General features: G+C 71.2%; 19 protein-coding genes and 1 pseudogene. 8 read left to right on the top strand and 12 right to left on the bottom strand.

Features of this window, described 5'->3' with window-relative positions; translation table 11 throughout:
- Window positions 1–413: 413 nt before the first annotated feature.
- Complete coding sequence (locus tag AB0N06_RS16735; protein WP_366135418.1) at window positions 414–1,133, bottom strand: response regulator transcription factor; 720 nt, start codon at window positions 1,131–1,133, stop codon at window positions 414–416.
- A complete protein-coding gene (locus AB0N06_RS16740; protein ID WP_366135496.1) occupies window positions 1,130–2,212 on the bottom strand; it encodes a histidine kinase in 1,083 nt (360 codons plus the stop codon). The genes AB0N06_RS16735 and AB0N06_RS16740 overlap by 4 nt, the downstream gene beginning before the upstream one ends.
- 247 nt (window positions 2,213–2,459) lie before the next feature.
- On the opposite strand from AB0N06_RS16740, the gene AB0N06_RS16745 reads away from it, so the two are divergent.
- Genes AB0N06_RS16745 through AB0N06_RS16755 form a run of 3 tightly spaced genes read left to right on the top strand, consistent with a single transcriptional unit; the run spans window position 2,460 to window position 5,703 of the window.
- Window positions 2,460–3,392 (top strand): ATP-binding cassette domain-containing protein, encoded by a 933-nt coding sequence (locus tag AB0N06_RS16745; protein WP_366135419.1) that lies wholly within the window; start codon window positions 2,460–2,462, stop codon window positions 3,390–3,392.
- Window positions 3,389–4,930 (top strand): ABC transporter permease subunit, encoded by a 1,542-nt coding sequence (locus tag AB0N06_RS16750; protein ID WP_366135420.1) that lies wholly within the window; start codon window positions 3,389–3,391, stop codon window positions 4,928–4,930. The genes AB0N06_RS16745 and AB0N06_RS16750 overlap by 4 nt, the downstream gene beginning before the upstream one ends.
- Complete coding sequence (locus AB0N06_RS16755) at window positions 4,927–5,703, top strand: ABC transporter permease (RefSeq protein ID WP_366135421.1); 777 nt, start codon at window positions 4,927–4,929, stop codon at window positions 5,701–5,703. The genes AB0N06_RS16750 and AB0N06_RS16755 overlap by 4 nt, the downstream gene beginning before the upstream one ends.
- Window positions 5,704–5,722: 19 nt before the next feature.
- Here AB0N06_RS16755 and AB0N06_RS16760 read toward each other — a convergent pair whose 3' ends face one another.
- Window positions 5,723–6,418: a uridine kinase gene (locus AB0N06_RS16760; RefSeq protein WP_366135422.1), complete on the bottom strand. Its 696-nt coding sequence runs from the start codon at window positions 6,416–6,418 to the stop codon at window positions 5,723–5,725.
- 64 nt (window positions 6,419–6,482) lie between these two features.
- Here AB0N06_RS16760 and AB0N06_RS16765 point away from each other — a divergent pair, with 64 nt between their 5' ends.
- A complete protein-coding gene (locus tag AB0N06_RS16765) occupies window positions 6,483–6,863 on the top strand; it encodes a hypothetical protein (RefSeq protein WP_366135423.1) in 381 nt (126 codons plus the stop codon).
- Window positions 6,864–6,932: 69 nt separating this feature from the next.
- Here AB0N06_RS16765 and AB0N06_RS16770 read toward each other — a convergent pair whose 3' ends face one another.
- The 3 genes from AB0N06_RS16770 to deoC are packed head-to-tail and all read right to left on the bottom strand — an operon-like array spanning window position 6,933 to window position 10,301.
- Window positions 6,933–7,904, bottom strand: coding sequence for an aldehyde dehydrogenase family protein (locus AB0N06_RS16770; protein ID WP_366135424.1), 972 nt, complete (start codon window positions 7,902–7,904; stop codon window positions 6,933–6,935).
- Entirely contained in the window at window positions 7,897–9,333 is a 1,437-nt protein-coding gene (locus tag AB0N06_RS16775) for an aldehyde dehydrogenase family protein (protein ID WP_366135425.1), read from the bottom strand. Before AB0N06_RS16775 ends, AB0N06_RS16770 begins: the two co-directional genes overlap by 8 nt.
- Before the next feature lie 5 nt (window positions 9,334–9,338).
- Window positions 9,339–10,301: a deoxyribose-phosphate aldolase gene (gene deoC, locus AB0N06_RS16780; RefSeq protein WP_366135426.1), complete on the bottom strand. Its 963-nt coding sequence runs from the start codon at window positions 10,299–10,301 to the stop codon at window positions 9,339–9,341.
- A 136-nt stretch (window positions 10,302–10,437) separates the two neighbouring features.
- Here deoC and AB0N06_RS16785 point away from each other — a divergent pair, with 136 nt between their 5' ends.
- Complete coding sequence (locus tag AB0N06_RS16785; RefSeq protein ID WP_366135427.1) at window positions 10,438–11,148, top strand: PH domain-containing protein; 711 nt, start codon at window positions 10,438–10,440, stop codon at window positions 11,146–11,148.
- A 228-nt stretch (window positions 11,149–11,376) separates the two neighbouring features.
- On the opposite strand, the pseudogene AB0N06_RS16790 reads toward AB0N06_RS16785, so the two are convergent.
- Together AB0N06_RS16790 and AB0N06_RS16795 are read right to left on the bottom strand one after the other, a co-directional pair.
- Window positions 11,377–11,818, bottom strand: a pseudogene (locus tag AB0N06_RS16790) (helix-turn-helix domain-containing protein).
- Between the two features lie 248 nt (window positions 11,819–12,066).
- A complete protein-coding gene (locus AB0N06_RS16795) occupies window positions 12,067–12,744 on the bottom strand; it encodes a helix-turn-helix transcriptional regulator (protein ID WP_366135428.1) in 678 nt (225 codons plus the stop codon).
- Between the two features lie 275 nt (window positions 12,745–13,019).
- Here AB0N06_RS16795 and AB0N06_RS16800 point away from each other — a divergent pair, with 275 nt between their 5' ends.
- Complete coding sequence (locus tag AB0N06_RS16800; protein ID WP_366135429.1) at window positions 13,020–14,465, top strand: NCS2 family permease; 1,446 nt, start codon at window positions 13,020–13,022, stop codon at window positions 14,463–14,465.
- A gap of 279 nt (window positions 14,466–14,744) precedes the next feature.
- Here AB0N06_RS16800 and AB0N06_RS16805 read toward each other — a convergent pair whose 3' ends face one another.
- The 3 genes from AB0N06_RS16805 to AB0N06_RS16815 all read right to left on the bottom strand — a co-directional run bounded on the left by AB0N06_RS16805 (window position 14,745) and on the right by AB0N06_RS16815 (window position 17,858).
- Window positions 14,745–16,385: a phospho-sugar mutase gene (locus tag AB0N06_RS16805; RefSeq protein ID WP_366135497.1), complete on the bottom strand. Its 1,641-nt coding sequence runs from the start codon at window positions 16,383–16,385 to the stop codon at window positions 14,745–14,747.
- 108 nt (window positions 16,386–16,493) lie between these two features.
- Window positions 16,494–17,318, bottom strand: coding sequence for a purine-nucleoside phosphorylase (locus AB0N06_RS16810; RefSeq protein WP_366135430.1), 825 nt, complete (start codon window positions 17,316–17,318; stop codon window positions 16,494–16,496).
- 102 nt (window positions 17,319–17,420) lie between these two features.
- Window positions 17,421–17,858 carry a gamma-glutamylcyclotransferase gene (locus AB0N06_RS16815; protein ID WP_358857946.1) on the bottom strand — a complete coding sequence of 146 codons (438 nt, stop codon included), beginning with the start codon at window positions 17,856–17,858 and terminating at the stop codon, window positions 17,421–17,423.
- A 274-nt stretch (window positions 17,859–18,132) separates the two neighbouring features.
- Here AB0N06_RS16815 and AB0N06_RS16820 point away from each other — a divergent pair, with 274 nt between their 5' ends.
- Together AB0N06_RS16820 and AB0N06_RS16825 are read left to right on the top strand one after the other, a co-directional pair.
- Window positions 18,133–19,566, top strand: a complete 1,434-nt coding sequence (locus AB0N06_RS16820) for an NAD(P)H-quinone dehydrogenase (protein ID WP_366135431.1) — start codon at window positions 18,133–18,135, stop codon at window positions 19,564–19,566.
- Window positions 19,567–19,830: 264 nt separating this feature from the next.
- The gene (locus tag AB0N06_RS16825) at window positions 19,831–20,793 is read left to right on the top strand and encodes a DeoR/GlpR family DNA-binding transcription regulator (protein WP_366135432.1); all 963 of its coding nucleotides are present in this window, start codon (window positions 19,831–19,833) and stop codon (window positions 20,791–20,793) included.
- Window positions 20,794–20,892: 99 nt separating this feature from the next.
- On the opposite strand, the gene AB0N06_RS16830 is transcribed toward AB0N06_RS16825, so the two are convergent.
- Window positions 20,893–21,489, bottom strand: a complete 597-nt coding sequence (locus AB0N06_RS16830; protein WP_366135433.1) for a helix-turn-helix domain-containing protein — start codon at window positions 21,487–21,489, stop codon at window positions 20,893–20,895.
- Between the last annotated feature and the right edge of the window lie 46 nt (window positions 21,490–21,535).

Below are 21,535 nucleotides of genomic sequence, written 5' to 3' on the forward strand. Positions count from 1 at the left end.
TGGCGGAAACACATGATCAAGCAGAGGCCGCTCAGCTGTCAGGCGAACGACAAACCCCACCAAGAAATGATCTTGGTGGGGTTTAAAGCCAAGCTTAGACCGACCGGCATATGGGGGGCGGGAGAAGGAGTGGGGCTGGGTGCGTGCAGCTGCAAGGCGGAGGAGGGAGGCAACGCGGAGGGGGCCCCTCCCATGCCTTTCGGGCTATGGGGGAGTTGCTGACTGACGACAACGCCGCAGATGTGCGCACCCAGCCCCGCGACGCCGCCTCCCATGTGCCGGTCGGTCTTACGGGGGAACGCAGCGGGGTCGGATGGGCCGGGGGGTCCTGTCCGGCCCTGCGGTGCGTCCGGGGCGGGGCGGGCGCGGGGAGGGCAGGAGGCCTCGCGGGGCTCGGCCCAGGACCCCGGTCCTCAATCGCGTGACGGCGCCGGATCCGGGGTCCTGCCCCGGGAGCCCGGGACGACCAGGCCCGATTCGTAGGCCGTCACCACCGCCTGGGTGCGGTCGCGCAGGGCCAGTTTGGCCAGGATTCGGCTGACGTGCGTTTTCACCGTCTCCTCCGTGATCAGCAGGCGCGCCGCGACCTCGGAGTTGGACAGCCCCTCCGCCACCAGGCGCAGGACCTCCGTCTCCCGGGGGGTGAGTGCTGCGAGCACCGCCGCGGGTACGGGGTCCGGCGCGCGGTGCTGGGCGGCGAATTCGCTGATCAGGCGGCGGGTGACCGTCGGTGCCAGCAGGGCCTGGCCGGCCGCGATGACGCGCACGGCGTCGAAGAGCCGCTCCGCGGTGACGTCCTTGAGCAGGAAGCCGCTGGCTCCGGCGCGCAAGGCGTCGTACACGTACTCGTCCAGGTCGAACGTGGTCAGGATGAGGATGCGGGGGCCGTCCGGGCCCGACACGGCCAGTTGTCTCGTCGCTTCGATGCCGTCCGTGCCCGGCATCCGTACGTCCATGAGGACGACGTCGGGCCGGAGGCCGGCGCACGTCCGGACCGCCTCGGCACCGTCGCACGCCGTGCCGACGACGGTGAAGTCCGGCTGCGTGTCCAGCAGGGCGGCGAAGCCCGTACGGACGACCTGGTGGTCGTCGGCGACGACGATCCGTACGGCGGGCTGTGGCTCGGTGCTCATCCGGTCGTCTCCGCGTGGGTCGGCAGTACGGTCTCGACGAGGAAGCCGCCGCCGGGCGCGGGGCCGGTGCGCAGTTCACCACCGACCGTGGCGGCACGCTCGCGCATGCCGGACAGGCCGTGGCCGCCCGCGGGCGGCGCGGGAGGCGGGCCCGGGCCGTTGTCGCGGATGCGCAGGGCGAGGGTGCCGGCGGTGTAGTGCAGTTCCACGTCGACGGCGGCGCCGGGTGCGTGCCGCCGGGCGTTGGTGAGGGCTTCCTGGACGATGCGGTATGCGGCGAGCTCGACGCCCGGGTCGAGCGCCGCCTGCCGGCCGCGGACGATGAGGCGGGTGCCCGTCCCGGACGCGTCCCGGGCCTCGTCGAGCAGGTCGACCAGTTGTCGCAGGCCCGGCTGCGGCTGCCGGTCGGCCGTATCGGACCCGGTGTCCTCGCGCAGGACGCCGAGCAGCCGTCGCATCTCGGTCAGTGCCGCCCGCGCGGTGTCGCCGATCGACGACAGCCGCTGCGCACCGGCGGCGGGCATCCCGGGAGTGGTCAGCCGGGCCGTCTCCGCCTGGACGGCGATCATGGAGATGTGATGGGCGACGACATCGTGCAACTCGCGGGCGATCCGAGCGCGTTCGGCGCGTGCCGTGTGTTCGAGCAGGGTGCTGCTCATCGCCCGGTGCGCGGCGCTGTGGATGAGTGCCTCGCCGCGGGCCCGTCGGGCGATGCCCGCCCACGCCGCGACCGGGGCGAGCGAGGCCAGCAGCACGGTGAGGACGCCGGTTTCGGAGTGCGCCGGGGCGAGCCGGGCGAGGGCGAGCGGCAGGAACGGCATGGCGAGGAGCGCCGCCGACCGCGGTGAGCCCGCACGGCCCAGCCGGTGCAGGACGATCAGCTGGGCGCAGAGCCCTGCGACGGTCAGCGAGCGGAACGGGGCCAGCGACAGCACGGTTGCCGCAGTGACCGACACGGCGGCCGCGGCAGGGCTCAAGAGCGCCGACGGCAGCGTGGTGGCCAGCGCGAGCAGGCCGATGAGCAGGCCGAACCGGACTGTGACTCCGCTGTCGGCCGTCCGCGCGAACGACTCGGTCACCGCGAGCAGCGCCAGGGCCGTCCCGGCCACGGCAGCCGTACGAGGGCCGGCGCCGATGCGCCGCCCCCGCTCGGCCCGTCCGCTCCACCGGTGCTCGTCCACGTCCGTCATTCTTGCCGCAGGTGGCGCACCCTGGCATCCCTCTCATGAGGGACCTGCGGCACCGGACATCCCTCGCTCCAGGGAGGGCAGAAGTCGCTGTCCGGCGTGACGACCGCGGGGCACCGGTCTGCCTAGCCTGCCGGACATGGAAGCAACCGTGGAAGTCACCGGCCTGCGCAAGCGCTACGGGCCGACCACCGCGCTGGACGGGATGACGTTCACCGTCAGGCCCGGACAGGTCACCGGTTTCGTCGGGCCCAACGGCGCCGGCAAGTCCACCACGATGCGGGTCATCCTCGGCCTGGACACGGCCGACGAGGGCACCGCGCTGATCGGAGGCCAGCCGTACCGGAACCTGCGGAACCCGCTGAACCACATCGGGGCGCTGCTGGACGCCGCCGCACTGCAGCCGGGCCGGACCGCCCGCAACCATCTGTTGTGGCTGGCCCACTCGCAGGGCCTCGGCGCGCGGCGGGTCGACGACGTCATCGAGCAGGCCGGTCTGGGGCCGGTCGCCGGGCGCCGGACGGCGGGTTTCTCGCTCGGCATGCGGCAGCGCCTCGGGATTGCCGCCGCACTGCTCGGCGACCCGCCGGTGATCATGCTGGACGAGCCGTTCAACGGCCTGGACCCGGAAGGCATCATGTGGATGCGCGACTTCCAGCGCGCGCTGGCCGCACAGGGCCGGGCGGTGCTGCTGTCCAGCCACCTGATGAGCGAACTGCAGGACACCGCCGACCATCTGGTGGTGGTCGGACGCGGCAGGGTCATCGCCGACACCAGCGTGCGCGAGCTGATCGGGACCGCGTCCGGCGACCGGGTCACGCTGCGGACCTCGGCACGGTCGGAGGCGATGACGGCGCTGGCGTACGCCGGAGCCACCGTGGCGGCCACCGACCGCGACACCCTCACCGTCTCCGGGCTGGCGGCGGAGCACATCGTGACGCTGCTCGGTGAGAGCGGGGTGCCGTTCTCCGAAGTGTCCGCGCACCGCGCGACACTGGAGGAGGCGTACATGGAACTCACCCGGGACGCCGTCGAGTTCCGCGCCGCGGTGGCCGAGGAGCCGGCCCGATGACCCAGACCACGACGTCGTACCGCTCCGGGACGGCGACCGTACACGCCGGGTTCGCCCAGCAACTGCGGGGCGAGTGGACCAAGTTCCGTACGGTACGGGGCTGGGTCGCCGGACTCGCGGCCGCGGCGCTGGTGATCGTCCTGATCGGGCTGATCGGCGCTCACACCGAGCGGCCCACCTGTGAGGACCCGAACCAGCCCTGCACCGGTGCCAGGGGGCCGGGCGGCGAGGCCGTGACGGACCGGTTCTACTTCGTGCACCAGCCGCTGACCGGGGACGGCAGCATCACCGTACGGATCACGTCGCTGGCCCCGGACGGTGCGAAGGGCGGGCTGCCGCCGTGGGCGAAGGCGGGGATCGTCCTGAAGGCAGGCGACCGGGCGGGGTCGGCGTACGCGGCCGTCATGGCCACCGCAGGGCACGGCGTGCGGATGCAGCACAACTACTCGCATGACACAGCCGGTGCCCCCGGCGCCGTCTCCGCCGCGTCCCCGCACTGGCTGCGGCTGACCCGGACCGGGGACACGGTGACCGGCTACCGGTCGGCCGACGGGGCGCGCTGGACCGCGGTCGGCACCGCGCGCCTGACCGGACTGCCGTCGCAGGTGCAGGCCGGGATGTTCGCCGCCTCGCCGCCCGCCACGGAGTCGACGAGCCAGAAGTTCGGCGGGCTGAGCAACCGCGGGGCGCCCACCCGGGCCACCGGTGTCTTCGACCACGTCGCTCTCAGCGGCGCGGAGTCCGGGGACGCGGCGTGGCACGGTGAGCAGATGGGCGGACCCGCCGACGACTTCGCGTCGGACGGCACGTTCCACCGGGTGGACGACACGTTCACCGTCACCGGGTCCGGCGACATCGCACCGGCCGTGGGCGGCCCCATGACCGCGGGCGGTCAGACCATCGAGCGCAGCCTGGCCGGCACATTCGTCGGGCTGATCCTGGTGATCGTCGTCGGGGCGACGTTCATCACCGCCGAGTACCGGCGCGGACTGATCCGCACCACCCTCATGGCGAGCCCACGGCGGGGCAGGGCGCCGGCCGCGAAAGCCGTCGTCCTCGCCGCCGTGACCTTTGCGGCCGGGCTGCCCGCCGCGGCGGCGGCGGTGCTGCTCGGTGAATGGCTGGTGCGCCCCGGTGGCTTCGACTTCCCGGTCGGCACGCTCACGGAGCTGCGCGTGGTGGCCGGCACGGCGGCCCTGCTCGCGGTCACCGCGGTGCTCGCCCTGGCCGTCGGCACCATACTGCGGCGCAGCGCCGGGGCGGTCACCCTGGTGTTCGCGGCGATCGTCCTGCCGTACATCCTCGCGACTGCCTCGATCCTGCCGGCCGGGCCCTCGCAGTGGCTGCTGCGGGTCACCCCGGCAGCGGGCTTCGCCATTCAGCAGAACATGCCGCAGTACGCGCAGGTGGACAGCGACTACACACCGGCCTTCGGCTACTTCCCGCTGCCGCCGTGGGGCGGATTCGCGGTGCTGTGCGGGTGGACGGCTGTCGCGCTGGGCGCGGCGGTGTTCATGATGCGCCGGAGGGACGCATGAAGCAGACCCTGCACGCGGAGTGGACGAAGCTGCGCACCGTGACGGCCCCCGGGCGGCTGCTCCTTGCCCTCGTCGTGCTCACGGTGGCGGTCAGCGCCGCGACGGCCGCCGCCGCGGAGTGCCCGTCGACGGGCTGTCACCAGGACGTCGTCAGGCTCGGTCTGACCGGGATCCTTCTCGGGCAGACGGTCGTCGTCGTCCTGGCCGTGCTGGTGATCAGCGGCGAGTACAGCACGGGGATGATGCGCACCACCCTGATGGCGACACCGCGCCGGTTCACGGTCCTGGCCGCGAAGTCGGCCGTCCTCACGGGGGTGGTGCTGGTCGCCGGGGCGGTCGCGGTGTTCGGCTGCCTGCTGGTGGCGGGGCTGATCCTGCCGGGCAACGGCTTCACGACGGCGCAGGGCCGAGCGATGCTGTCCCTGACCGACGGTCCGACGCTGCGCGCGGCGGCCGGGTCGGTGCTGTACCTGGTGCTGATCGGCCTGCTCGGCCTGGGCACCGCCACCGCGGTCCGGGACCCGGCGGCGGCGGTCGGGGTCGTACTCGGCCTGCTCTTCGTCCTCCCGATCCTCACGCAGCTGGTCACCGACCCGGCCTGGCACCGGCACCTGCAGCAGATCGCCCCGATGACGGCGGGGCTCGCCGTACAGTCCACGACCGGTGCCGACAGCCTGCCCATCGGCCCGTGGGCAGGGCTGGGGGTGCTCACGGGATGGGCCGTGGCCGCACTGCTGGGAGGGGGGCTGGTCCTGAGGCTGCGGGACGCGTGAGCCCCCGGCGTCCGGCCGGCTACGCCACCGGTGCCCGGCGGCACCGCCCTGCCGCAGCCGCCGCCAGGCGCCCGAGCGCCTCCTGCTTCCCGCACGGGTGAGCGCCCAGCGCCGTCTGCCGTGCCACGATCCGCCGCTCCGCGCGCATCAGCCGCCATCCCCGTCGCAGCAGGAACGGCACGGACTTGCGGCCCTCGCGCAGATCCCGCAGCAGCCGGCGGCGGAACGTCGTCGTCGGGCGGCCGCGCAGGCACAGCGCGTCCGCCAGGACACCCAGTTCCTGGCATCGCTCGACTATGTCCGCCGCGAAGATGCCCTCGGCCACGAACAGCGGCGTCCGCTCGATGTGGAACGCCTCGCGGTCGATCCGGGAGCTGGTCGCGATGTCGTACACCGGGACGTGCGTACGCCCCGTGCGGCACAGCTCCGTGATCGCGGCGACCGCCGCATCCGCGTCCCAGGACTGTGCGGAGTCCCAGTCGATGTCCGAACTGCCCGGTACCAGCGGCAGTGTGGGGTCGTCGCCCTCCTTGTAGAAGTCGTCCAGGCGCAGCACCGGAAGGTCGGTGCGGGCGGCCAGGGAGGACTTGCCGGAGCCGGAGGGGCCCGCGAGCAGCACGACGCGGGTCGGGATCGGTTGGGAAATCACAGGACACGAGTGTGAGGCATCGACTCGCGCAGGGGATCCCCCGGTGCCCGTGTTGGTATCCAGCATCACACCTCAACTACTCTACGTGTGCAGACGATTACTCGATCAGTATCGATCAGGTGGGAATTCCATGGCACGACATGCACTTTCCGGGTCCCGGCGCCGCGCGCTGCTGCGCGCAGGTCTGACCGTCACCGCGGTGGGCGCCGCGCTCGGTGCGGGGGGTGCGGCGGCCCAGGCGGCGCCGCTGCCCATCGCTTCGGCCCCGGGTGCCGACAGCAGCCTCGACGCGGCGACCGGGGCAGTCGGACACGGGGTTTCTCCGGTCACGAACCTTCAGCTCGACCCGCTGGCCAAGACGGGTGTGGACCCGCTGAGCAACAGGGTGGGGACGCAGATCGCCGACTTCAAGCCGGTCACCACGGGCACCGTCACCGACTCGCTGAGCAGCGGTGGTGCGCTGAACGACCAGCCGTTGGCGGGGCAGGTGACGGGGCTGGTGCACCGCTGATCCCGGCGCACAGGGCTGCGGCCCGCCCCTCCGCGGTGTTGCCGGAGGTGCGGGCCGCAGCCGCGTCGGTCAGTAGGACGAACCCGAGGTGCCGAGCGCGCCCGTGGGGTGCCAGACCGTCTTGGTCTCCAGGAACGCCGTCAGGCGGTCCGTGCCCGGGTCGGCGAACCAGTCGTTTCCGTCCACAGCCTGTGGATGAGCGGCGCCCTGCGCTTCCTTCTCGGGGTGGTGGCGGGAGACGGCTGGGCGGTGAACTCGCTTCAGGTTGTCCGCTGCCGCGATCTCCAGCTCCTTCGCCAGATCGGCGTCGGCGCCCGTGAGGTCGATCGCGTTCACGTCCTGGTGGGACGCGAGCGGGGCCGCGAGCTCCGCCGTCTTGCCGGACAGGATGTTCACCACACCGCCCGGCAGGTCGGAGGTGGCCAGCACCTCGCCCAGGGACAGCGCCGGGAGCGGGGCGTCGGTGGACGCGACGACGACCGCCGTGTTGCCGGTCGCGATCACCGGCGCGACGACGGAGACCAGACCCAGGAACGACGACTTCTGCGGCGCCACGACCGCGACCACACCCGTCGGCTCGGGCGTGGACAGGTTGAAGAACGGGCCCGCGACCGGGTTCGCCCCGCCCACGATCTGGCCGATCTTGTCGGTCCAGCCCGCGTACCAGACCCAGCGGTCGATCGCCGCGTCCACGACGGCCGCCGCCTTGGACTTCGACAGCCCCTCCGCGTCCGCCACTTCCCGGACGAACTGGCCCTTACGGCCCTCCAGCATCTCCGCGATGCGGTAGAGGATCTGACCGCGGTTGTACGCCGTCGCGCCCGACCAGCCGCCGAACGCCTTGCGGGCGGCCACGACCGCGTCCCGTGCGTCCTTGCGGGAGGACTGCGGGGCGTTCGCCAGCCACGTGCCCTTGCCCGCCGCGTCAGCGGCAGATGTCTTCGCCGTCACCTCGTACACCCGGCCGCTCTCGGAGCGGGGGAACTTGCCCCCGATGTACAGCTTGTAGGTCTTGAAAACGCTCAGTCGCCCGTCAGACATCGAGGTAGGCCTCCAAACCGTGACGGCCGCCTTCGCGGCCGAAGCCCGACTCCTTGTATCCGCCGAACGGCGAGGTGGGGTCGAACTTGTTGAACGTGTTGGCCCAGACGACGCCCGCCCGGAGCTTGCTCGCCACCGCGAGGATGCGGGAGCCCTTCTCCGTCCAGATGCCGGCCGACAGGCCGTACTGGCTGTTGTTGGCCTTGGCCACCGCTTCGTCCGGCGTACGGAACGACAGAACGGAGAGCACCGGGCCGAAGATCTCGTCGCGGGCGACGGTGTGCGCCTGGGTGACGTTCGTGAACAGCGTCGGGGCGAACCAGTAGCCGGAGGACGGGAGTTCGCACGGGGCCGACCAGCGCTCGGCGCCCTCCGCCTCGCCCGTCTCGACCAGTGCCGTGATCCGGGAGAGCTGCTCCGCGGAGTTGATCGCACCGATGTCGGTGTTCTTGTCCAGCGGGTCGCCGAGGCGCAGCGTGGACAGCCGGCGCTTCAGGGAGTCCAGCAGCTCGTCCTGGATCGACTCCTGCACGAGGAGGCGCGAGCCCGCGCAGCAGACCTGCCCCTGGTTGAAGAAGATGCCGGTGACGACACCCTCGACGGCCTGGTCGATCGGGGCGTCGTCGAAGACGATGTTGGCGCCCTTGCCACCCAGCTCCAGGGTGACCTTCTTGTCGGTGCCCGCGATCCGGCGGGCGATGGCCTTGCCGACCGCGGTCGAGCCGGTGAAGGCGACCTTGTTCACGTCCGGGTGCTCGACGAGGGCCGCACCCGCGTCGCCGTACCCGGTGAGGATGTTCACGACGCCCTTCGGCAGCCCCGCCTGGCGGCAGATGTCCGCGAAGAAGAGCGCGGAGAGCGGGGTCGTCTCGGCGGGCTTGAGGACCACGGTGTTGCCGGTGGCGAGCGCCGGGGCGATCTTCCACGCCAGCATGAGCAGCGGGAAGTTCCACGGGATGATCTGGCCCGCGACACCGAGCGGGCGCGGGTTCGTGCCGTAACCCGCGTGGTCGAGCTTGTCGGCCCAGCCCGCGTAGTAGAAGAAGTGCGCCGCGACCAGCGGGAGGTCCGCGTCACGGGTCTCCTTGATCGGCTTGCCGTTGTCGAGGGTTTCGAGAACGGCGAGCTCGCGGGAGCGCTCCTGAATGATCCGGGCGATCCGGAAAAGGTACTTGGCGCGCTCGGAGCCCGGCAGTGCCGACCACTTCTCGAATGCCTTGCGGGCTGCCCTCACGGCCCGGTCGACGTCCGCGGCGCCGGCCTGTGCGACCTCGGAGAGCACCTCTTCGCTGCTCGGCGAGACCGTCTTGAAGACCTTGCCGTCGGCCGCGTCGGTGAACTCGCCGTCGATGAAGAGACCGTACGAGGGCGCGATGTCGACGACCGAGCGCGACTCGGGGGCGGGGGCGTACTCGAATGCAGATGCCATGGGGATCAGTCCACCGTCACGTAGTCGGGGCCGGAGTAGCGGCCCGTGGCCAGCTTCTGGCGCTGCATCAGCAGGTCGTTGAGCAGACTCGACGCGCCGAAGCGGAACCAGTGGTTGTCCAGCCAGTCCTCGCCGGCGGTCTCGTTGACCAGGACGAGGAACTTGATCGCGTCCTTGGAGGTGCGGATGCCGCCGGCGGGCTTCACACCGATCTGTACCCCAGTCTGCTCCCGGAAGTCGCGCACGGCCTCCAGCATCAGCAGGGTGTTCGCGGGCGTGGCGTTGGTCCCCACCTTGCCGGTCGACGTCTTGATGAAGTCCGCGCCCGCCAGCATGCCGAGCCAGGAGGCGCGGCGGATGTTGTCGTAGGTGGACAGCTCGCCGGTCTCGAAGATGACCTTGAGGCGGGCGTCGGTGCCGTCGGCACGGGCGCACTCGGCCTTCACGGCGAGGATCTCCTCGTACACCTTGAGGTAGTGGCCGGAGAGGAAGGCGCCCCGGTCGATCACCATGTCGATCTCGTCGGCCCCGGCGGCCACGGCGTCGCGCACGTCCGCGAGCTTCACATCGAGCGCGGCGCGCCCGGCGGGGAAGGCCGTCGCGACGGACGCCACCTTCACGCCGGAACCGGCCAGCGCGGCGGCGGCCGTCGCCACCATGTCGGGATAGACGCAGACCGCGGCGGTGCGCGGGGTCGTCCGGTCGGTCGGGTCGGGATTGACGGCCTTGGCGGCGAGAGCCCGGACCTTGCCCGGGGTGTCCGCGCCTTCCAGCGTCGTCAGGTCGATCATCGAGATGGCGAGGTCGATGGCGTACGCCTTGGCCGTCGTCTTGATCGAACGGGTTCCGAGAGACGCAGCGCGCGCTTCGAGGCCGACGGCGTCGACGCCGGGCAGCCCGTGCAGGAAGCGGCGCAGCGCACTGTCGGACGCGGTGGCGTCGGAGAATGCGGGTGCAGTGGTGGACATGGTCACCAGGGGAGCATATCTACGCGCGTAGCAGCCTGTACAGCGGGGAGGGGATACAGGCGTGGGTGCGCGGTGCCGTTCGGCTGCGGGGTGGCCGCTCCGGCGGGGCTTGTGCACGTCAGGCAGAATCGGCCACATGACGAGCCCCACACCTCCCACCGAGCCGACCTACGCCGACCGGACCTTCCGGTCGCCCGCCGGGATGGCGGGCGGTGTCCTGCTGCTCCTGCTGGTCGGCTGGCTCGGCGTGGATGCCCTGATCAGGGGTGACGGGCGGACGCCGTGGCTGGCCTTGGCCGGGCTGCTGACGGCTGTGCCGCTGATCGTCGCGTTCACGCTGCGACCGGTCGTGTCGGTGAACAAGGAGCGGATCCGGATCCGCAACCCGTTCCGGACGATCACGGCGCCGTGGGCGGCGGTCGCGGATGTGCGCGCCGGTTACTCCACCGAACTGTTCACCGAGGACGGCGCGAAGTACCAGCTGTGGGCGGTGCCGGTGTCGGTGCGGCAGCGCAAGAAGGCGGCACGGCAGCAGTCGCGCCAGTCGCAGGACGACCCGTACGGCCGGACGTCCGTCCACGCCGATGTCCGCGACAGCAGGTCCCGCATGGCGACGGCCGACCAGACCACGGCGGACCTCCGCGAGCTGATGGAGCGGGCGAAGACGGGAACGGGTGCGAGTGCGGCTGCACAGCCTTCGGCATCCTCGGCATCCTCGGAATCCTCGGAATCCTCGGAATCCTCGGAATCCTCGGCGTCTTCGGTTTCGGCGCGCTGGGCGTACGAGTTGATCGCCCCGGCGGTGGTGGGCGTGGTGCTGCTGGTGGTGCTGCTCGCGACCGGCTGAGGCAGGCCGGAGTACGCCTGCACGACGATCGGACCCCGGCGTACGCACGCGGGCGGTCTCGGTCGTGAGGCAGCTCCGTCCGCCGGGTCAGTCCTCCGGGGCCGGCCGGTAGGCGCACACCTGCACGCCCGTGCCGCTGGTGACGGTCGAGGCCGGTTCGAGGGCACCGAGGCCAGCAGCACGGCGAGCGCGCCCGCCCCGGTCCGGCGGCGCGCCCGGCAGGCCGCGTCACAGGCCGTCCACCAGGCGCGCTGCCATGTCGCGGGCATGCCGCATGTGTACGCCGTCCCCTTCGAGGTCCGCGCGCACGATGGCCCCTTCGAGCAGGAACGCCAAGTGTTCCGCCGTGGCCCGGGTCCGCTCGTCCTGGCCTGGCAGCAGCTCTTGGAGGTGGGTCGTGAGCAGGCTCTCGACTCCTCCTTGTGGCAGCGCACCACCGCCCGGCCCTCGTGCCCGGCCGGCAGTTCGGCGGCCGCGTTGAGCAGCCCGCAGCTGCGGAAGCCGTGCTCGTAGGCGAGATCGGCGTGGTCGGCGGCGCGGACGAGGTCGGCCTTGGAGGCGAAGTTGTTGTAGAGGCTCATTTTTGCCACGCCGCCTCAGCCGTGATCGTGTCCATCCCTGCCGCCGCTACGCCGTCGGCATAGAACCGCCGCGCCGCGGCATCGAGAATCCGTCCCCGCGCAGGCCCTGCTCGCCGACGCTTTCCCGGCTGCTGCCCGGTTGCGCTGCCTCGGCCGCGCGGATGCGGCCTGACTGGTGCCGCGGCAGGCAACGTTTGCCCGTAAAGGAGCGGCGTCCGGTGCGTGCTGTCGGCGTGCCGGCCGGAAGCCCTCGTACTGGATGTACTTGGGTTTTCGGCCGGTGCGGCGAGCGTGCGTGCCAGGCGTCGCCCGGCAGGCGGGACTTTCGAAACACGCCCTAGTCCTCCGGGAGCCAGGACCAGAAGTGGTTGACGATGTCGTCGATGTAGCGTCGCCCGTTTTCGCCGGAGGCGGTGGTGCCGCCGGCTCGGCTGAGGGTGGCGGCCATGAGGGTCTGGTACTCGTGGTGCATGTCGCGCAGGGGGTCTTGCAGGTCGCGGCGTTCCATGGAGACGAGGCGGGCGATGGCGCGGATGTGAGCCTGCCAGCGGGTGGAGACGGCTTCGGTGAGGAGGCGGGCGAGTTCGTCCTCGAGGCCGGTGATGGCGATGAAGTCGCGTGGGGGGAGGCTGAGGAGGGTGCCGAGTTTGGCGGACTGCCTTTTGTCGCCGGTCCATTGGTCGGTTTCTTCCATGTGGTGGTAGGCGTCGAGGGTGAGGCCGGTGGCGCGGGCGACGTCCTCGGCGGCCAGTCTGCGGGCGAGTCGGTGTTCCCGCAGGGTGCGGGGAGCGCCCATGAGTTCGCGGGGGTTGCACCACAGGGCGCCGGCCAGGGCGGTGAGTTCGCTGGCGGTGGGCAGTGCGGTGCCGCGTTCCCACGCGGTGATGTGGTCGGGGGTGATGTGGGTCGTGCCGTAGGAGGCGCGCATGCCGTAAGCGACGTGGCCGGGGGCCATCCCGAGTTTCTCGCGCAGGATGCGGGCGGCGCGCGCGTTGAAGGGGAGCGGTGGATGCACGGACTGAGAGTAAGGAGTCACCCGGGGTGAACTCCATGGCCGCTGTCGCCCGCATCCCGGTTTGGCTGGATAGGTCGCCGGTGATTTTGGAGGAATCGACAGGGGCGGTGCGGGAAGGTCAACTAATGGATTCCGCATGGCGATTGAGATCGCGTCTTTGCCGCGTATGATCCGCTCGCAAAGCGCCGTATGTGTGTTCGTGCAGCCGACTGGCACACGCTTCTGGCGCCACTGCCATGTTTTCCCTCGCACCTGCAGGTCCAGGAGACGCAGTCATGCACACCAGCACGACAGGCCCAGCCAAAGCGCCGACAATCAGACCCGGTGGCCCGCTCAACCGGTTCTTCCGCATCGGCGAACGCGGCTCGACGTACGGCCGTGAGATACGCGGCGGGTTCGCCACCTTCTTCACGATGGCGTACATCCTCGTACTCAACCCGATCATCCTCAGCAGTACCGAGGACAAGTTCGGCCACCAGCTGGACGCCGGCCAACTAGCCACCGCCACAGCCCTGGTGGCCGCCGTGATGACCGTGATCATGGGTGTGGGCGGCAACCTGCCGCTCGCCCTTGCCGCGGGCCTCGGTCTCAACGCGGTCACCGCCTTCCAGATCGCCCCCCTGATGAGCTGGGACGACGCGATGGGCCTCATCGTGCTCGAAGGCCTGCTGATCTGCGTACTGGTGGTGACCGGCCTGCGCGAGGCCATCATGCATGCCATTCCGCAGCCCCTCAAACAAGCTATCAGTGTCGGCATCGGCCTGTTCATCGCCTTCATCGGCTTCGTGGACGCCGGGTTCGTCACCCGCGTGCCGGACGCCGCGCACACCACCGTGCCCGTTCAGATCGGCACAGGCGCCCTCACCGGCTGGCCCATGCTCGTCTTCTGTCTCGGCGTGCTGATGACGATCGTCCTCCTGGCCCGCAAGGTGCAGGGCGCCATCCTCATCAGCATCGTCGTGATGACCGTCGTCGCCGTCGTCATCAACGGGATCGCCGACATCAAGTCCTGGGGTCTGACCGAGCCGTCGCTGCCCGACCATCCCGTCGCCGCACCCGACTTCGGGCTCCTGGGCAAGTTCGATCTGTTCGGCTCGTTCGGTCAGGTCAGCGTGCTGACCGTCGTCCTGCTCGTCTTCACCCTCATCCTGTCCGACTTCTTCGATACGATGGGCACCGTCGTCGGCGTCACCGCTGAAGCCGGACTCCTCGACGAGCGCGGCCAGGTCCCCGGTCTGGGGCGTGTGCTGCTCATCGACGGCGCAGCCGCCGTCGTCGGCGGCGCAGCCTCCGCCTCGTCCGCCACCACCTACATCGAGTCCGCCGCCGGTGTCGGCGAAGGCGCACGCACCGGCTTCGCCAACCTCATCACCGGCGGCCTGTTCGCCCTCGCTCTCTTCTTCACCCCCGTTCTCACCATCGTGCCCCTCCAGGCTGCGGCCCCCGCCCTCATCGCGGTCGGGTTCCTGATGATGACCCAGGTCAAGCACATCGACTGGGACCGGTACGAACTCGCTATCCCCGCCTTCCTGACCATCGCCGTCATGCCGTTCACCTACTCCATCACCAACGGCATCGGTGCCGGCTTCCTCGCCTACGTGGTCATCAAGGCGTGTCTGGGCAAGGCCCGCGAAGTCCACTGGCTGCTCTGGGGCACCGCGGCGCTCTTCCTCGTCTACTTCGCCATCGACCCGCTGGAGCAGTTGCTCAACATCAAGTAGCGGACGTGGTGGACCCGAAACGGAGCGGGGGGCGGCCCAAGACGATCAGCGACGGGGTGTGTGAGCACATCGCGTCCGCCTGATCGCCCGGACGTCCCCCGCCGGCCGGGAGACCGCCTGCGTCCGCCGGTGCGACGCGCCGTGCACCGCCCGCACGGACGGCGGGGCCCGGCGCCCCGGCCCACGGCCTCTGGGGCGACCTGACCCTCCAGTCCTGCGTGGGCCCGGACACCGGCTTCACGTACCTGATGCGTACGTGAAGCCGATCGTTGCGAGCGGTCAGATCCCGGCCGCCGCCGCCAGGTCCCGCTTGATCCCGGCGAGCAGCTCCGCACCCCGCGCACGGGCCGCGGGCAGCTCGTCCGCCGTACCGACCGGCACCACGACCTCCAGGTAGCACTTGAGCTTCGGCTCCGTGCCGCTCGGCCTGACGATCACCCGGGCGCCCTCCAGGTGGTAGCGGAGTCCGTCGGTGGGCGGCAGCTGCTCCGTGCCCTCCGACAGATCCTCGGCCGAGGTGACGGCGAGCCCCGCGAGCGAGGTCGGCGGGGCCTCGCGCAGCCGCCGCATGGCGTCCGCGATGACCGACAGGTCCTCCACCCGGACCGACAGCTGGTCGGTGGCGTGCAGCCCGTGCTCGACCGCGAGGTCGTCGAGGAGGTCGAGGAGCGTGCGCCCCTGCTCCTTGAGCACGGAGGCCAGCTCGGCGACGAGCAGCGCGGCCGTGATGCCGTCCTTGTCACGGACGCCGTCGGGGTCGACGCAGTAGCCGAGCGCCTCCTCGTACCCGTACCGCAGGCCGTCGACACGGGCGATCCACTTGAAGCCGGTCAGCGTCTCCTCGTACCCGTTCCCCGACTTCTCGGCGATCCGGCCGAGCAGCGACGACGACACGATCGACTCGGCGAAGACCCCGGTGGCGCCGCGGGCGACCAGATGGGCGGCGAGCAGCGCGCCGACCTCGTCGCCGCGCAGCATCCGCCAGCCGCCGTCCACGGACGGGTCCGGGACGGCGACGGCGCAGCGGTCGGCGTCCGGGTCGTTGGCGATGACGATGTCCGGGTGCGCGAGCCGGGCGGTGGCGAACGCGAGATCCATCGCCCCCGGCTCCTCCGGGTTCGGGAACGCGACCGTGGGGAACGCCGGGTCGGGCTCGGCCTGCTCGGCGACGAGCACCGGCTCCGGGAACCCGGCACGGGCGAAGGCCGCGGTCAGGACGGACGTGCCGACGCCGTGCATGGCGGTGTACACGACCTGGGCGGTACGCGGGGACCCGGCGTCGAGCACCGCGTCCGTACGGGCCAGATAGGCGTCCAGGACCTCGTCGCCGAGGATCTCCCAGCCGCTCTCCGGCCGGTCCACGCCGACCAGCGGGCCGACCGCGGCGATCGCGTCGGCGATCTCCCCGTCCGCCGGGGGCACGATCTGCGAGCCGTCGCCCAGATAGACCTTGTAGCCGTTGTCGCGCGGCGGATTGTGGCTCGCGGTCACCTCGACGCCCGCGACGGCGCCCAGGTGACGTATGGCATACGCCAGGACGGGGGTCGGGAGCGGGCGGGGGAGGACCGCCGCGCGCAGCCCCGCACCGGTCATCACGGCCGCGGTGTCGCGGGCGAAGTCGGCGGACTTGTACCGGGCGTCGTACCCGATGACGACGGTGCCGCCGGTCTGCCCCTTCGCCTTCAGATAGGCGGCGAGCCCGGCGGCGGCGCGGATGACGACGGACCGGTTCATCCGCATCGGCCCGGCCCCCAGCTCACCGCGGAGCCCGGCGGTACCGAACTGCAGCGTGCCGGCGAACCGTGCGGCGAGCGCGTCGAGGTCCTCGGTGTCGATGAGCTTGGCGAGCTCGTCGCGGGTCTCGGGGTCGGGGTCCTCGGCGAGCCAGGTTCTGGCCTGCGTGATGAGGTCCTGCTGCACGGTGTCCGCCTTTCTGCGGGGTGAGGTGTTGTCCGGGTACGGGTGGGTGGCACGCAGCGCGGGGCCGTCCCGGGCGGGAGACACCGCCCGCGGCAGGGCGACGCCCGGTCAGATGCGGTCGAGCACCCGCGCGAGCAACGACCCCATCCGGGTCGCCGAGTCCCGCCCTGCCTGCAGTACCTCTTCGTGGTTCAGCGGCTCGCCGCTCAGCCCGGCGGCCAGGTTCGTGACGAGCGAGATGCCCAGAACCTCCGCCCCCGCCTCCCGCGCGGCAATGGCTTCGAGCACCGTGGACATGCCGACCAGGTCGCCGCCCATGACCCGGACCATGTTGATCTCGGCCGGGGTCTCGTAGTGCGGACCGGGGAACTGCACGTACACGCCCTCTTCGAGGGTGTCGTCGACCTCCTTGCACAGCGCGCGCAGCCGCGGCGAGTACAGGTCCGTGAGATCGACGAAGTTGGCGCCGACGATCGGGGACGCCGCGGTCAGGTTGATGTGGTCGCTGATCAGGACCGGCTGTCCGGGGCGCATGCCCTCGCGCAGACCGCCGCAGCCGTTCGTCAGGACGACGGTCCCGCAGCCGGCGGCGACGGCGGTACGGACTCCGTGCGCGACGGCGGCGACGCCGCGGCCCTCGTAGAAGTGCGTGCGGCCGAGGAAGACCAGGGCGCGCTTCTCGCCGATGCGGTACGAGCGGATCGTGCCGCCGTGGCCCTGGACGGCGGGTGCCGGGAAGCCGGGCAGTTCGGTCACCGGGAACTCGGCTTCCGGAGTGCCGAGCGCGTCGCCCGCAGGTGCCCAGCCGGAACCCATCACGAGGGCGACGTCGTGGGTCTCGGCACCGGTCAGCTCGCGCAGGCGGGCAGCGGCGTCGGCAGCGGCGGCGTGCGGGTCGCCCTGGATGTTGTCCGGAATAACAGATGCGTTCACGCGGAAGAGGGTAGCCGGTGATTCCCTACGCGCGTAGATGCCTTTGCGCCGAGTCTGCCCACGCCTGCTTGTACATTCATGCAAAAGTGCTGGTCCGGCGGGTCAGCAGGGACGTTTGCGCAGTTCCATCACATAGTCGTGCGGCGCGCCTGCCGACTCGGCGGCGTCCGCGATCTCGCCCAGATAGCGGGCGGACGGCAGCCCGCCCTCGTACCCGTTCAGTACATACATCCAGGCCGGCTCCTCGCCGTCCAGGGTGTGCACCCGGACCCGCATCCGCCGGTAGATGTCGAGGCCGACACCCTCCCAGCGGTCCATGGAGTCCTCGTCCATCGGCGCGAGGTCGTACAGCGTCACGAAGACCTGCGAGCGCGGCGCCTCGACCACCGTGGCCAGCGCGCCTTCCCAGCCCATCTGCTCCCCGCCGAAGGTCAGCCGCCAGCCGTTGAGCCAGCCCGTGCCGCGCAGCGGGGAATGCGGTGCGCGGCGCGTCATCAGCCGCGCGTCGAGGTTGCCGGCGTACGCGGCGTAGAGCGACATGGGATCGAGGGTACGGGAGGTGACCCCGAGAGCGGCGATTCCTGGGCGGAAGACCCCGGTCGGCGCCTCCGGGGAGAACCGGTGGAGGCCTCTGTGAGGGGACCTCGCCGCCCTCCTTCCGCGGTCCTGGCTCCCGTATGGAGGGCCCCGGGGCGAAGCATGTTGGCGCGTGCGGGACAATGGAGTACGTACTGCATACCCCCGGGGTGATCCCCCGGACCCCCGGCCGGGGCGGCAGACGGCCGCGGGATGACATACGCGAGGCGGACTTTTCGTGACCCGGATCGTGATCATCGGCGGCGGACCCGGCGGCTACGAGGCGGCACTGGTGGGCGCCCAGCTCGGCGCGGAGGTGACCGTCGTCGACTGTGACGGCCTCGGCGGCGCGTCGGTCCTCACCGACTGCGTGCCCTCGAAGACCCTGATCGCGACGGCAGAGGTGATGACCACCTTCGACTCTTCGTACGAGGAGTTGGGCATCATCGTCGCCGACGACACGCCGCACGTCGAGCAGGCGGCGCGGGTGGTCGGTGTCGACCTCGGCAAGGTCAACCGACGGGTGAAGCGCCTGGCGCTCGCCCAGTCCCACGACATCACCGCCTCCGTCACCCGTGCGGGGGCCCGGGTGACGCGCGGCCGCGGGCGTCTGGAAGGCCTCCAGGCCGCAGACGGCTCCCGCACGGTCGTCGTGACCGCGGCCGACGGTACGGAGGAGAGGCTCACCGCCGACGCCGTGCTGATCGCGACCGGCGGCCACCCCCGGGAGATCCCGGACGCACTCCCCGACGGCGAGCGCATTCTGAACTGGACCCAGGTCTACGACCTCGACGAGCTCCCCGAGGAGCTCATCGTGGTCGGCTCCGGTGTCACCGGCGCCGAGTTCGCCGGTGCCTACCAGGCGCTCGGCTCCCGCGTCACGCTCGTCTCGTCCCGCGACCGGGTGCTGCCGGGCGAGGACCCGGACGCGGCCGCCGTGCTGGAGGACGTCTTCCGGCGCCGTGGCATGAACGTCATGGCCCGCTCCCGCGCCCAGGCGGCGAAGCGGGTCGGCGACCGGGTCGAGGTCACCCTCGCCGACGGCCGGGTCATCTCCGGTTCGCACTGCCTGATGGCGGTCGGCGCGATCCCGAACAGCGCGGGCATGGGCCTGGAGGAGGCCGGGGTCAGGCTCAAGGAGTCCGGCCACATCTGGACCGACAAGGTCTCCCGCACCAGCGCCCCCGGCGTGTACGCGGCCGGTGACGTCACCGGCATCTTCGCGCTGGCGTCGGTCGCCGCGATGCAGGGCCGGATCGCGATGTACCACTTCCTCGGTGACGCGGTGACCCCGCTGAACCTGAAGACGGTCTCCTCGAATGTCTTCACCGACCCCGAGATCGCCACCGTCGGCTACAGCCAGGCCGACGTCGACTCCGGCAAGATCGACGCCCGGGTCGTCAAGCTGCCGCTGCTGCGCAACCCGCGCGCCAAGATGCAGGGCATCCGCGACGGCTTCGTCAAGATCTTCTGCCGGCCCGGCACCGGCATCGTGGTCGGCGGCTGTGTCGTCGCGCCGCGGGCGAGCGAGCTGATCCACCCCATCTCGATCGCGGTCGACAACAATCTGACGGTGGAACAGATCGCCAACGCTTTCACTGTGTACCCGTCCCTGTCGGGATCGATCGCGGAAGTGGCTCGTCAGTTGCACACCCGTAAAACCGACCGGTAATTGCGAGGTGCGTGCCCCAGCCCCGTGACGCCGCCCCCCCAATAGCCGGTCGGTCCAAGCTCACGGGCGAGGCGTAAGCGCCTTCGGGAATCCGGCATTCCCCGGCAACCCCTGGCAACTCAGGCGGCCGGGAAGCCGCCGGACGATCCGTACGGGACAACAACGGGGCCGCCTATATCACTTGGCGGCCCCTTGTGTGTACAACTTCTGTTATTCGGCGCAAACTGCTGAAAACTCTCGGCTAGTCACGTTACTGTCAGTTTCGTGTTCGCTGCAGAACGTCGTCAATTGATCCTCGAAATGGTGCGCGCCAACGGGGCGGTATCGCTCCGTGAGCTCGCCCGCGTCGTCCAGACCTCCGAAGTGACCGTACGGCGGGACGTGCGGGCACTGGAGGCAGAAGGACTCCTCGACCGCCGGCACGGCGGTGCGGTTTTGCCGGGCGGTTTTACGCGGGAGTCCGGCTTTCCGCAGAAATCCCATCTCGCCACCGCGGAGAAGACGGCCATCGCCGACCTGGCCGCCGGTCTCGTCGAAGAGGGCGAGGCCATCGTGGTCGGAGCCGGTACGACCACGCAGGAGCTGGCCCGCCGGCTCGCGCGGATCCCCGGCCTGACCGTCGTCACCAACTCACTGCTGGTCGCCCAGGCGTTGGCCCATGCCAACCGGGTGGAAGTCGTGATGACCGGAGGCACCCTGCGCGGTTCCAACTACGCCCTGGTGGGCAGCGGTGCGGAGCAGTCGCTCCAGGGGCTGCGGGTGTCGCGCGCGTTCCTGTCCGGGAGCGGACTCACCGCGGAACGGGGGCTGTCCACGTCCAACATGCTCTCGGCGAGCGTCGACCGGGCGTTGGTGCAGGCCGCCGCGGAGGTGGTGGTCCTGGCGGACCACACCAAGCTCGGTTCCGACACGATGTTCCAGACGGTGCCCACGGACCTGATCACCCGTCTGGTGACGGACGAACCTCCGGCCCACGACGAGCGGTCCGCCACCGAGTTGCAGGCGCTGGCCGACCAGGGCGTACAGATCGCGGTGGCCGGGGCGGGGATGGGCCCGGTCGGGACCGACTCCCACCCGCCGGGGCGTCCGGCGCGCCGCGACATGCCCCTGCCCGGTCAGCGCCGCACGCATGGCGGTCCGGGGCCGCAACTGCGCAGCGCGGCTTCGACCCTGACGGATCAGTCGCCGGGCGACCGGGCCCGTGTGGCGGACCTGCGTCGCCGCTGAGTCCATCGGGGCACTGCCCCGAACCCCAGCGCTCACGTGCCGGACGGGCTTGATGGGGCCGACGGAGCCCGGCCCCTCCGGCGAGACTGTGGAGCAGTCTCAGCCTGCCGCCGCCCGCGGCCCCTTCAGCCCCTGCAACGTCAGTGTCAGCAGTCGCCCGGCCAGCGCCGGATCCTCCGGCGCCTGCTCCGCCGCCAGCGCGATCGCATTCGTCAGCTGCATCAGGTCGCCGATCGACACGTCCGCCCGCACCGTCCCACTCTCCTGCGCCCGTGCGAGCAGCCGTGCCCCCGCCTCGCGCAGCGGCACGTTGCAGTCGGACAGGGCCGAAGTCTCGTCCCGTGACGTCGACATGAGTGCCTGCGCGAGCCCGCGGTACTCACCCGCATGGGTGATGATCGCGCCGAGCCAGTCCACCAGACCCGCGCACGGATCCGCCTTCGCCAGCTCGTGGGAGCGGGCGAGCAGCGAGGCGACCGCTTCCTGGAACACCGCGCTCATCAGCGCGTGCCGGTTCGGGAAGTGCCGGTACAGCGTGCCGATCCCCACGCCCGCCCGGCGTGCGATGTCCTCCAGCGAGGCATCGGTGCCGTGCTCCGCGAACGCCGTACGGGCCTCGCACAGCAACCGGTCGTAGTTGCGGCGCGCGTCGGCGCGCATGGGCCGGCCCGGCGTCTGTGCCGTGCTCATCGCCATTGCGCAGTCCTCCCTTTTCCGCCCCCGGGGTCCAGGATGCCATTGC

It is taken from the genome of Streptomyces sp. NPDC051020, from assembly GCF_040683105.1.
Classification (GTDB): domain Bacteria; phylum Actinomycetota; class Actinomycetes; order Streptomycetales; family Streptomycetaceae; genus Streptomyces.